General features: G+C 42.6%; 9 protein-coding genes. 4 read left to right on the forward strand and 5 right to left on the reverse strand.

From position 1 onward, the window contains the following. Window positions 1-979: RNA polymerase sigma factor, RpoD/SigA family (locus DP116_RS22275; protein WP_169157252.1), on the reverse strand; the 979-nt coding region annotated here is incomplete at its 3' end. A gap of 1,156 nt (window positions 980-2,135) precedes the next feature. Then, entirely contained in the window at window positions 2,136-2,765 is a 630-nt protein-coding gene (locus DP116_RS22280) for a TetR/AcrR family transcriptional regulator (RefSeq protein WP_169157253.1), read from the reverse strand. A 169-nt stretch (window positions 2,766-2,934) separates the two neighbouring features. Here DP116_RS22280 and DP116_RS22285 point away from each other — a divergent pair, with 169 nt between their 5' ends. Then, window positions 2,935-4,152, forward strand: a complete 1,218-nt coding sequence (locus DP116_RS22285) for an FAD-dependent oxidoreductase (protein ID WP_169157254.1) — start codon at window positions 2,935-2,937, stop codon at window positions 4,150-4,152. Window positions 4,153-4,316: 164 nt separating this feature from the next. Here DP116_RS22285 and DP116_RS22290 read toward each other — a convergent pair whose 3' ends face one another. Next, window positions 4,317-6,047: a helicase HerA domain-containing protein gene (locus DP116_RS22290; RefSeq protein WP_169157260.1), complete on the reverse strand. Its 1,731-nt coding sequence runs from the start codon at window positions 6,045-6,047 to the stop codon at window positions 4,317-4,319. A 233-nt stretch (window positions 6,048-6,280) separates the two neighbouring features. Then, the gene (locus DP116_RS22295; RefSeq protein WP_169157255.1) at window positions 6,281-7,078 is read right to left on the reverse strand and encodes a glutathione S-transferase family protein; all 798 of its coding nucleotides are present in this window, start codon (window positions 7,076-7,078) and stop codon (window positions 6,281-6,283) included. A 479-nt stretch (window positions 7,079-7,557) separates the two neighbouring features. Here DP116_RS22295 and DP116_RS22300 point away from each other — a divergent pair, with 479 nt between their 5' ends. The 3 genes from DP116_RS22300 (at window position 7,558) to DP116_RS22310 (ending at window position 10,256) form a co-directional block, all read left to right on the forward strand. Next, window positions 7,558-8,433 carry a fasciclin domain-containing protein gene (locus tag DP116_RS22300; RefSeq protein WP_169157256.1) on the forward strand — a complete coding sequence of 292 codons (876 nt, stop codon included), beginning with the start codon at window positions 7,558-7,560 and terminating at the stop codon, window positions 8,431-8,433. Window positions 8,434-8,602: 169 nt separating this feature from the next. Next, the gene (locus DP116_RS22305) at window positions 8,603-9,241 is read left to right on the forward strand and encodes a Uma2 family endonuclease (protein ID WP_169157257.1); all 639 of its coding nucleotides are present in this window, start codon (window positions 8,603-8,605) and stop codon (window positions 9,239-9,241) included. Window positions 9,242-9,449: 208 nt separating this feature from the next. After that, window positions 9,450-10,256: an Rpn family recombination-promoting nuclease/putative transposase gene (locus tag DP116_RS22310; RefSeq protein ID WP_169157258.1), complete on the forward strand. Its 807-nt coding sequence runs from the start codon at window positions 9,450-9,452 to the stop codon at window positions 10,254-10,256. An 11-nt stretch (window positions 10,257-10,267) separates the two neighbouring features. Here the strand turns inward: DP116_RS22310 and DP116_RS22315 are convergent, their stop codons facing one another. Continuing rightward, a complete protein-coding gene (locus DP116_RS22315; protein ID WP_169157259.1) occupies window positions 10,268-11,776 on the reverse strand; it encodes a phenylacetate--CoA ligase family protein in 1,509 nt (502 codons plus the stop codon). Window positions 11,777-12,005: the final 229 nt, after the last annotated feature.

The following is a 12,005-nucleotide window of genomic DNA, read 5'->3' on the forward strand; positions in this document are numbered from 1 at the left end:
TAGCAATGTACTCTTTAACGTTGGCACGACGGCGACGCAGATGAGCAAGCGCTTGATGTTCTAACTGACGAACGCGTTCGCGGCTAAGGTTCAACCGTTCGCCAACTTTAGCCAAAGACATTTCGTTACCATCTAATAAACCAAAGCGCAGGGCTAAAACTTCTCGCTGTTGGGGGGTGAGTTCTGACAGCATATTATTCAAGTCTTGGCGTAAGAATTCCTGCGTCATGTAATACTCTGGTGATGGCCCTTCATCTTCGAGCATTTCTTGGAGTTCGGTATCTTGGTTATCTCCAACCTTGACATCCAAAGAAACTGGCTGACGCGCCATGTTCAGATACTCACGGATCTGAGCTGGTTCTAACTCTAACTCTTTGCCAATTTCAGCGGGAGTTGGTGATCTTCCCAACTTCTGAGCAAGTTCCCGCTGGACTTTCTTAATTTTGTTTAGCTTCTCGGTGATATGGATAGGTAGGCGAATTGTACGACCTTGTTGGGCGATCGCACGAGTAATAGCTTGGCGAATCCACCAGTAAGCGTATGTTGAGAATTTATAGCCCCGAGTTGGGTCAAATTTCTCGACACCCCGCTCTAATCCTAGTGTTCCTTCTTGGATAAGATCCAGAAACTCCATGTTTCGCTTCTGGTATTTTTTGGCAATAGCAACAACCAAGCGCAAATTCGCTTCTATCATCTTCTGCTTTGCTCGCTTGCCTTGATGTACAATCTGTTTGACATCAGTCTCAGATTTACGAACATGAGCAGCCCACTCCTGTAAGCTAGGTTCGCGGCTTAATTTCTTCGCCAAAGCCTCCTTAGCATCCACGAGTGTCATCATTTGTTGGACCTGCTTCCCAAAGACAATCTCTTGCTCACGGGTTAGCAGTGGTACACGACCAATCTCGCGCAGATAGGTTCGCACCATATCAGCCGTGAATTTGGCGTTAAAGTTTTCAGTTTGGGTTTCAACAGTGGGCATTGGTGCGTTTTCCTCTACTCCGTAAACAAAAATTAATACTCAATAACTAAGGCGGATTGGGAAAGTTAGTACACGTATTACGCAACCAGGGAAACTATCAGGTGAAAATTGATTTCTACAGATTCTGTCAAGACGAGGACTCTGTTGGATTAGTTTCCCCACCTTCCCTAAATTTTGAAATCGTTTCTAAGCATGCTGGCTTGTTTTCAAGAATTCTTTTAATCCTTAAGTCGCTGGTGACGACCTTAATTATACGAAGTCAGTATGAGTTCTACTTAATCTATGATAAGACAAATCATCCCAAGAGTAAAGTAGTTTCGTTAAATCTTTCTATTATAATGCAAAATTATATGGTTACACAAAAAGCCTGATTTTCTTTTTTTAAACTTACTACATATATAGTGACTCTAAGATCCCATGATCAGTCCTCCACCTATAGCCGGATAACCGAACAGAATCGATTCTCCTGATGGAGGGATGTCACGAAATCAAGAAATCAGGAATATGAGATTGAGAATTAGTAGTTGATATATTCTTGTTTGTGTTAACCCAAATTTACAATTCGCACTTTCTCCACTAAAAACTCAGTAGCCGAAAAAGACAAGCTTGGCTTGAGAGCAAGCTCAAAAGCTACGTAGGTGTCTGAGTCATGAATTTTAAGCCAATTCCAACTCCCCTTTGAACTGAAATACGACTTCCGGTGTCAGGCAAAGTAGTCTTCAAGCAGGGCATACAAGAGCCACACGCGACGATAATCAGTCTTAATATCTCCTAGGGAAATGCCCTTTAACATTTTCCTAAAACAAGTGCACCGCAGTTGAACTTTATTTGCTGATAGCATCGCAGGATCAGTGGCAAATAACTTACCCACTCGCTTGAGCAGCCTCTGCCCAAAATCTTCCTACTCTCGCAATACTACGCCCCCGTGAATCCGCAGGAAGGAACTATCTACTATAATAACATCTTTCTCGTTATAGATGGCAAAAGCTGAGAATGGAATCATCGCAGTCACAGCATATGGTTTGTTTGAGGTGGGATAACATTTCCTAGCTCCGTTTGAAGTCTATAAACTGAAACAGGCTTGCTCCCTCGCGATTCTCTTGGGTTATTGATGGAGGTAGTATTTGAGATTTTCGGTGAGAAGTTTGCTCATAGGTTATTCCTCGCTTTTTTGACTCTGTGAAGAAAACAGAGAAACCAAAGTATCAATCAAGCGCTCGTACTCCATCGGTAAAACGTCTTCTGTACAGAGTATTTCCTGAATAATTACAAAGTATACGAGTGTCCCGAAAATAACTCGTGCTCCTGCCTCCGGATCGAGTAACTCGTGCCGCGTCGCGAGATGCTGAGTGAGAGCAAGAATTATCGGTTTATCCAAACTACTAACAAAAGACCTTGCTAGCTTTGGGAAGCGACCTGATTCTCCAATCACTAATCGAATGAAAGCAAGGAGTTGTTGATCGCCTGTAATCGTGTTCAATAGTTTGATTGCAATGCGCCGCAGAACAACTTCCGTTTCTCCCTGCAGCCCTTGGGAATCTTGAGATTCCAAAATCGCTTGAAGTTTTTCCTGTGCCAATCGCTCAATCAGAGCCGTGAATAATCCTTCTTTATTTTGAAAGTAGTTGTAAAGGGTTGGTTTAGAAACACCTGCTGCGACTGCAAGACGATCCATACTCGCACCAGCATAGCCGTGTATCAAGAATTCTTGCATCGCACCATCCAGGATGATTTTGGCTTTCTCCAAAGACACGCGCCCCTTGTCACGATCAGCAGCTCTACCCATTTTCAAAGTGCCTCCTCCAAAATTTGACCTGCAAGTGGTGAGTGCAAGGGAAAAAGTTCACGAAAACTCCCTCAGCACTTAATCATATTTTACTAAACGGTCTAGTTAAATTACTAAACTGTTTAGTAAAATATAATCAGGCAATGTAAAGTAATTAGGAGGCAATCCTATGGCTAGTGACTTGCGAGACGTTCAAATCACAGATTGCTGCATCGTTGGGGGTGGTCCTGCTGGGGCAGTTCTCGCTCTGCTGTTAGCACGGCAGGGAATTTCGGTCACGCTTTTAGAGACTCACAAAGACTTTGATCGCGACTTTCGTGGTGACGCTCTTCAACCATCCGTTATGGAAATTATGGAAGAACTTGGGTTGAGCGAGCGTTTGCTACAACTCCCCCACAGCAAGGCTCGCCAGCCTCAAATGCACACTGAACAAGGGGACTTCACATTTATTGACTATAGCCATCTCAAAACCCGCCACCCCTATCTGACAGTGCTTCCACAAGTACATTTTCTGGAGTTGATTATTGAGCAAGCGCAACAGTATCCAAGCTTTCGCTTGATTATGGGTGCTAATGTCCAGGAATTGCTTGAAGAGGAAGGAGTCATTCGAGGAGTTCGCTATCGAGGGCAAGGGGGGTGGCACGAAATTCGCGCAACCTTAACTGTGGGCGCAGATGGACGGCACTCTCGTGTGCGGCAGCTGGCTGGCTTTGAATTCCCCAGTAGAAATACACCTCCATTAGATGTTTTGTGGTTCCGCTTGCCTCGCTATCGGGACGAACCTGATGAGCTAAATGCCCTAGTTAGTCATGGACAATTCATTGTGCTAATGAATCGCAACGATCAATGGCAGGTTGGCTATGTGATTCCCAAAGGTGAGTATCAAAAGCTACGCAGCCAGAGTTTAGAAGTATTTCGCCAGTCAATCGTCAAAGCAGTTCCACAGTTTAGCGATCGCATTGAACAGTTACAAAGGTGGTCACAGATTGCTTATCTTTCTGTAGAAAGTGGATGTCTCAAACGCTGGTACCGCGCTGGCTTGCTATTGATTGGAGATGCCGCTCACATCATGGCTCCGTTTGGAGGTGTTGGTGTTAACTACGCAATCGCTGATGCGGTTGTTGCAGCAAATCTACTGAGCAAACCACTTAAAGCAAAGCAAGTAAACTTACGTGACCTTGCTAAAGTGCAACGTCGGCGAGAACTTCCAACCCATATTATTCAGGTTTTCCAGTCGATGATTCAACAGCAAATGTTGATACCTGGACTGGACTCAACTGTACCATTTCAACCACCCGCTTTAATGCGCTTACCATTTTTCCCAAGGTTTTTGGCGAGGTTCCTCAGTTTTGAACTTGTACCTGTTCATGTAGCGCCAGCAGCCTAAGAGAATGTCTCTAGAACACCGATTCAGTAATAAACGCGAGACTGATAAACCCGGTTTTTACGTCTTTTCAAACCAAAATTTCCTTATTGCGACCCAAAGAAACCCAGCTTTTTCGTCATAACTCTGAATACTGAATCGGTCTTCTAGCTTTACTGTGCGGCGCTTTAAAACCCAAGATCCGCTTTCGCTAATTCCGCCGCAGCAAACACTTCTTCATCTGGCTTTTCTTCCCAAGCAGTCTCGCCAATTTCTTCATAAAATATGGTATCGTAAGGACGAGTACGCACAACCACAGGCATAGGAACGGCGTGACCTAAAATTAAGGCTTGTTGCTTAGAATCCAACTTTGCCAACACAGATCGCAACGCACCTCCACCAGACACCCCAGTAAAAATTGCTTCAATGTCTTTTTCATCATTGAGCAAAGCTGTGATGCGAGTACCAATCTGGGACATCACTTCATTATCTATGCCCGATGGACGTTGATCAACGACCAGAAGTGTTACGAAGTATTTCCGCATTTCGCGGGCGATCGTTCCAAAAATGGTACTTTGTACAGTTGCAGGGTCGAGGAAACGGTGCGCTTCCTCAATTGTAATCATCAGTTGCGTTGGTCTATCGTTGGGATTTTTGGTTTGTAAAAACTTTTCTGCCTTAGTGACGTAGTGTTGGTGAATCCGTCGGGTAATCATATTAGTCACCAACATATAAGAGAGCATATTTGACTGGGAGCCAAATTCCACGACAATATTCTTCCCAGCTTCTAGGGAACGCAACATTTGATTGACATAATTTTGCGGACAAGCCGCACGCATATACTTTAAATTTTCTAATCGCAGGAGTTTGCGCTGTAGTGCTGTGATTGAACCTTGGTGTCCTCGCTTTTCCTCACAGAAAGACTTGATTTCTTCGTTGGTCATATTTATCAATTGAAGAATCCAAGACTTGCCAAATTCAGCAAATAAAATATTGGCGTTATCTAAACTTGCTTCTGAAAGTCCTAAATCACGAGAGCATAATTTGATATCTTCGACTTCAATTTGGTCGTAACTTAAGTAAAGTTCTTGAGCGTGAGGAACGCCTCGACGCTTGGTGGATTCTGGATCAAGAGTGTAGACTTCAACTGAACTGGGAAATAGCTGTTTTAACCCTTTTACAGTACTCATTTGTTTGCCCTCAGAAACAGCTTCCCAGCCATACTCTGAGTGCATATCAAAAATCAAATTTACCGCAGCATTTTTGCGGATTGTCCCAGCTAAAAGTAAACGTGTCAAAAAGGATTTACCTGTTCCTGATTTCCCAAAAACGCCGTTGCTTCTTTCCACAAAACGGTTTAAATCGAGGCAAACTGGTACCTCCATGTCCAGCGGTTTTCCAATGGAAAAGTTTTTTCTTTGAGGATCGTCTTCCCACCCAAATACCCGGCGAAAATCTTCTTCTGAAGCTTCATACACCTGGCTAAAGTGGCTGGGAATCGTTTTCACTGGAAGCAATTCCATTGTTGTACTGGTTTGGGGCTGAAATGATGCCAAACCAGTCGCTGATGGAACAAAGGGATTTGCAGATTTGCCGTTTGTTGGAGAAAAAGATTCTTCAGATTCGGGGGTAAACATCAACATCGGTGCGAGGTTGATGGTACCATATGTCCCTCCTCCTGCTAAGATGTCTCGTAAAAAAGTGTCTTCCCAACTCGGAGGATTCGCAATAATTCTTTGGTTGGCAATTCCTAACGCCACATCTGTGAGCATACAAAAAAAACGCGATCGCACCCCTTGCACAACTAAAAACTTACCTACCCGCATGTCTTCTACTGAAACATCGGGGTGCAATCTAACTTCTAATCCTCCAGTGAGAGAGCCTTGTATAACTGAACCTAATGGCTGTCCCAAATTCATTTCATTAATCACACAGTGATGAGCTTGCTGTTATCAGTTACCAGTTATCAGTTATCAGTTATCAGTTCCCAGTGTCGTATCCCTTTGTTCACTGTTCACTGTTCACTGTTTACTGTTCACTGTTCACTGTTTTATGTTGCATTGTAATTGTAGAAGACAAAATTGGTGATGTAACTTTTGTCCTTTGTCATTTGTTAAAAACTAATGACTAATGACTAATGACTAATGACTAATTAGTCAATGTTAATTGAAGTAGGCGCACTTGGACTTCCTGTTGTGGTGTAAGTTAGAAGCGGTTTACGATATTGGGCGTAGAGGCGATCGCGCCAAGCAAAGAACGGTGCATAAACTGGATTATCGACTAATTCAGGAACTCCCTTGCCTCTGATGGTTTCTGGTAAATTTAAATAAGGACCACTCGGAAACTTCAGCAATATCGATAAACCTGCCACAGCAAAGTCAGCTAAAGTTGGTTCATCTCCTACTAAATAGGGACTATCTGCTAACAACAATGTCAGTGCTTCTAAATCTTGCTTTAAGTCGGCGATCGCACTGCGTATTACATCTGGACTGTAACCGACGCCAAAACCCAAAACTCTTAGTATGTCGTTGGGAACTCCTTCGACCAAGCTTTTAAGGACATCTGGTGTCGTCGTAGGTAGTAAAGATTTGCGGAAATTCTGGCTTTGGCTAATGGCAGAAAACAGTGCTTTGCGACCTTTGATGCCAATTGATTCATCCGCCCATTCTTCCATCATTAAACATAAACCCCGCTTTTTTGGATCGGTTGGTATCAATGGGCGTACCGGATATTGTGAGTCTAAATACTTAGCTATCTCCGTTGAATCTACTATATACCTACTACCGTCTTTCAAGACAGGTACTTGTCGCTGACCAGTCAACCGAAATAGTTCTACCTGCCCAACTCCTGGCGTCACCTCGATTTTACGGTAGTCCAGCCCTTTATAATCAAGGATAAGACGCACTTTCTCTGAGTATTGAGATAGTTCAAACTGATATAATTCCAGCATTTTTTCTTTCCTGTACGTGGTTGACTTAAATAAATTTTACAAGTTTATTTTGGTTAGGAGAATTTAGATTCCAATCGACGCCTGATAAACTGAATAAGGGTGGATAAATTTGTAAGGTGATTTTACATTCTGAGTTCTTCTGACAGAACTCTGCGGTGAAATTCTGGTTGACTGGATTTTTCTCTATAAAAGTGCATCTATTATGCCTTTCAATCGTGGCATAATGCAACTATGCGACATTTTTCCTTTTCAGGAAACATGCGGAGGTAATTCTATCGTCTCTGGCTTCCTTGTTCAATCAAACTTCCTTTATACAGACAGCTAATTATACTCATAATTCTGCAAATTGTTCAACATTTTCATACTGATACTTAATTTATTTATGGCTACAAATCTCCCTTCTTTAGTTAGATTTTCTGTATAGCAAGATGATATAAATCATTATGGTAATGTGTGGAAATGAAAGCCAAACAAAATTTATGAAGGTTGAAAACAGCAATTTGCTGACCAAGTTGGCTGGTATAATAGGAGTGACGGGCATCAGTCTTCTTACTGGTCTACCCACTGGAGCAAATGAGGTATTAAATTCTAACTCTAGTATTTTCAAGGAAGCAACATATAACGACGCTCAACGTTTTTTAGTAAATGCTCAGTATACTCAACCGAGTGAGTCTGTAACAGCAGCAACAAAGTCCAAAAAAACTCCACCAGCTAAAAATACAACAGTGGCACAAAGACGGGGAGGATTAAACCCTGCCCCCAGTATTTTGCAGGAGTGTCCCTACAACCGTGCTGCTTGTCCTGGTGGATCTGACACTTCTACACCTCCCGCGACTCCCCCTGGAGGTGAGATACCCACAACACCACCAGCTACACCCACGACGCCTCCTGCACCTGGGACACAAACGCCTCCTAAGGAACCAGCAGCGGGTACAGAAAGTAAGAATATCGTAGCAGTTGCAGAGTCCAATGGTTCCTTTACAATGCTCACCAAGGCTTTGAAAGCAGCTGGATTGGCAGAAACCTTGCAAGGCAAAGGTCCTTTCACCGTCTTTGCACCTACAGATGCAGCATTTGCCAAATTGCCACAAGACGCTGTACAAGATTTATTGAAGCCAGAAAATAAAGAAGTCCTGGTGAAGATTTTGCGATATCATGTGGTGCAAGGTTCGGTAACGTCCAAAGATTTGAAATCTGGCGAAGTCAAAAGTATTGAGGGTGGTCCGATTAATGTCAAGGTAGATCCAAAAACTGGTGTAACAGTCAATGATGCTAAGGTGGTTCAGCCTGACATCAAAGCTAGTAACGGCGTTATTCATGTTATTGACAACGTGATTTTACCTCCTGACTTGTAAGTTTTTGACACTGGTGCATTGTGTAACAAAACTAGGTGAAATAAATATTTTAAAAAAACCCGTTTCAAGAATGATTTGGACGGGTTTTTTCATATTGGTAAACCTGTTATATCAAGCGATGTACGTAACGAAGTCGATATATTGTAATAAAAGAGTTGGATGAATATTTATGCTATTAGAGTTAAGACAATTGAGGATTCAACCGGGACAGCAATTGCTACTTGAGGACGTTAGCTGGCAGCAATTTGAAAATATTTTGGCAGAATTGGGAGAACATCGTGCTGCCAGACTTTCCTATAGTCATGGATTTTTAGAAATTATGGTTCCTTTGCCCGAACATGAAAAAGCCAAAGAAATGATTGGCGATCTGGTAAAAATTTTATTGAATGAACGAAGTATCAATTACGATTCTTTGGGTTCAACAACCTTAAGAAGTGAAAAAATGACTCAGGGAGTAGAACCAGATGCCTGTTTTTACATTCAAAATCAAGCAGCAATTATTGGAAAAAATCGCCTAGACTTGAGTATAGATCCACCCCCAGATTTAGCTATAGAAATTGATTTAACTTCCCGCACGCAGTTGGAGAATTACCAAATTTTGGGAGTGCCAGAACTTTGGCGATATGGAAAACAAGGACTACAAATTAACATCTTGCAAAGTGGAAAGTATGTAGAGTCGAATTTTAGTCCTACTTTTCCAGATATTCCGATAATTGAGCTAGTAAATCAATACGTCCAGCAGAGTCAAGTTGTTGGTAGCAGCCAAGCAATTCAAGCTTTTAGAAGTTGGGTGCGGGATAATATTTAATTTTGGCTTTACTTTGAGATCGGAGTCAGTGGAGGTTTTTTGATGCCTACCACAAACAAACAGCGGGGAATGCGAATTGCCCATCAAGAGGGTCAGCCTCTAGAAGAATAGTGAGGTAAAGCCTTACAGTATTCATTCCCAGCCGGAGTCTGGGAACAACAAATCAAGTAAAATCAAAACTTACGCCACCAACCCAGCATCAATCAGCGTGAAAACAGACACAATATTCTACCGCCTATTCCAAAGCTTCCCCAGCATCTTCTTTGAACTCATCAACCAACCACCCGAAACCGCTGACACCTACCAATTTTCATCCGTAGAAGTCAAACAACTCGCTTTCCGCATAGATGGTGTATTTCTCCCTAAAAGTAATCCATCATCCCCCATCTACTTCGTCGAAGTTCAATTTCAACCTGATAAAAAATTCTACTCTCGCTTGTTTACGGAAATCTTTCTTTACCTGGATAGAAGCGAACTTACCAACAACTGGCGCGGGGTGGTGGTTTATCCAAGCCGCAGTCTTGATGTGGGAGAAACAGAACGGTATATTGAATTACTCACATCTGGGCGAGTCAGCCGCATCTATCTTGATGAATTAGACTCCGCAGCAGAACAGTCGATTGGTATTGGTACAGTTAAACTGGTTATAGAGCCAGAGTCAGGCGCAGCTACTAAAGCTAGGGAGTTAATTAACCTTGCCAAACAACAAATAGCTGATGAAATTACCCAACGGGAATTTCTCGAATTGATAGAAACGATTATTGTCTATAAATTCCCTTTGAAAAGTCGGGAGGAGATAGAGCAAATGTTGGGATTAAGCGAGTTAAGGCAAACTAAAGTTTATCAAGAAGCTAAGCAGGAAGGTAAGCAAGAGGGTAAATTAGAAGCCATTCCTTTTATGTTGAGTTTAGGTGCAACTGTAGAACAAATAGCTGATGCGTTGGGGTTGGATATTGAGTTAGTTAGGTTGGTTGCTGCTAAAGCTAAACCAAACCAAGAACAAAGCGGCGAATAGAACACTCTCTCCTACTTACGGGTATAGCGATGCTTCACTCCAACAGGGAAATATTCTGGATCGCCTGTGGGGGCTAGTGCAACTTGCGGCATCTGGTATTCTGGAGGAACGTAGTTAGCAAATTCGCTATTGAGGCGCTGGAGTTGGGTGAGAATGGAAGATGCGATCGCCTCCCTTTTCTCTTCACTTTCCTCCACTCTCGGTGCTAACTCCACAACCACAGATAAAAATCGATTCTTGTCTGCATCTTCTTGCACCTGCAACACGAATTTACCTGTCACCCATTCTCTAATGACTGGTTGCTCTAATCCCACTGTCACATTTTCTGGGTAGATATTCGCTCCAAAGTAAGAAACTGTAAAATTAGAGCGTCCGAAAACATAGACGAATGGTAGCGCACGAACACCTCTTCCACCCATCTGTTCTATTTCCGCCACTGGATTAAAGCCCCATTTTTTTAAAAACTGGAGCATGGCATCATAACTGATTATCCCTCCAGTATCCAAGATGTTGTAACGCACTAGGGGAATGCCATTATTTCCAGAAAATATCAACGTGCCGTCTATAACTTCAAAAAAGCGGCTTATGGGATCATATTGTACCAGTGTTGGTAAACGAGATTCTCCAAACAAGGCACGCGCCGCTTCTGGATTTTGTGCTAAAAAACGACGAATGCAGATACTCAAAGGTGTTTCGTTACCCAATACACCTGCATCTGCTGTTCCATAAAGTGAGACTGAGTCGTAGCAGCAATGTTGGGAACCAACTCTTTCACCCACTAAACTGCGCCATTCTTCGCTGAATACTTCTCCCGCCATCACCAACTTTATCTGATATCGCTGCCATTCAATTCCACGGGCAATTCCAGTATCAATAATATCTTTAAGAAATGGTGGATATCCTAATAAGACAACTTGCTCAAAAGCCGAACCGAGTTCTTGAATAACTCGAAATATTTCTTCTTTATTATTACCAGGAGTTATCAAAGTAATCGGATAACCTTTGCTGGCAAGATAGCGGCAGCAATTGGTTGTGTACATTCCGCCTACCCAGCTTCCTAAACTGAAACAAATTACAGCTAGAGTTCGTCTAGTATCTGCATGAAAACTATCATGAAATACCTGCTCAAAACGGGTAGCAATTTGCATTTCATCTGCAAAAAAACGCGGCCAAAATGTTGGTTTTCCTGTGGAACCAGAGGAAACAGCTATCATGTCGCACGTTTCTAGCTGTCCGTTGCGGCATAATTGGGCTAGAGGATAACGTTGCAGGTAATTTTCTTTTACGAGTTGGGGTAATCTTTGGAAATCCTCTAAAGTTTGGTATTCATCAGGATTAACCGCATGATTTGCTAAGAAATGTTTGTAAGCAGGTACACTAGCAGCCATATCATGAAATAACGCCAAAGCGGCTGCTGAGGTATTAGTATTTATATGCTGTTGTAGGAGTGTGTCTAAGGGAGTCTGTAAAAAATCTGTAAATGCTTTAATTGCCCGCTGGCGTTGTGCTTCCGAATTCATGACGTTGGTTTGTGTAAAAAATTCCGATTGCTTATTCCACCAAGTAAAACTTAGACCACTGTGACTTATTGTGAATATTTTAACCTTTGGCAGGCGTAATGAAATATTAATACCATTTCTTTGTAAGGCTGCGCCAAATTTTCTTGACTTCTTCTTTCTTTCTTTCTTTGTGTACTTTGCGACGCCAGTCGCCTCAAGTCGGGGGACCCGCCCACGGCGCTGGCTCCCC

It is taken from the genome of Brasilonema bromeliae SPC951 (genome assembly GCF_012912135.1).
GTDB classification, from domain to species: Bacteria; Cyanobacteriota; Cyanobacteriia; order Cyanobacteriales; family Nostocaceae; genus Brasilonema; species Brasilonema bromeliae.

Coding starts and splice junctions, on each gene's coding strand:
- DP116_RS22280 (WP_169157253.1), bottom strand. CDS start 2,765: ATGGGTAGAGCTGCTGATCGTGACAAGGGGCGCGTGTCTTTGGAGAAA.
- DP116_RS22285 (WP_169157254.1), top strand. CDS start 2,935: ATGGCTAGTGACTTGCGAGACGTTCAAATCACAGATTGCTGCATCGTT.
- DP116_RS22290 (WP_169157260.1), bottom strand. CDS start 6,047: ATGAATTTGGGACAGCCATTAGGTTCAGTTATACAAGGCTCTCTCACT.
- DP116_RS22295 (WP_169157255.1), bottom strand. CDS start 7,078: ATGCTGGAATTATATCAGTTTGAACTATCTCAATACTCAGAGAAAGTG.
- DP116_RS22300 (WP_169157256.1), top strand. CDS start 7,558: ATGAAGGTTGAAAACAGCAATTTGCTGACCAAGTTGGCTGGTATAATA.
- DP116_RS22305 (WP_169157257.1), top strand. CDS start 8,603: ATGCTATTAGAGTTAAGACAATTGAGGATTCAACCGGGACAGCAATTG.
- DP116_RS22315 (WP_169157259.1), bottom strand. CDS start 11,776: ATGAATTCGGAAGCACAACGCCAGCGGGCAATTAAAGCATTTACAGAT.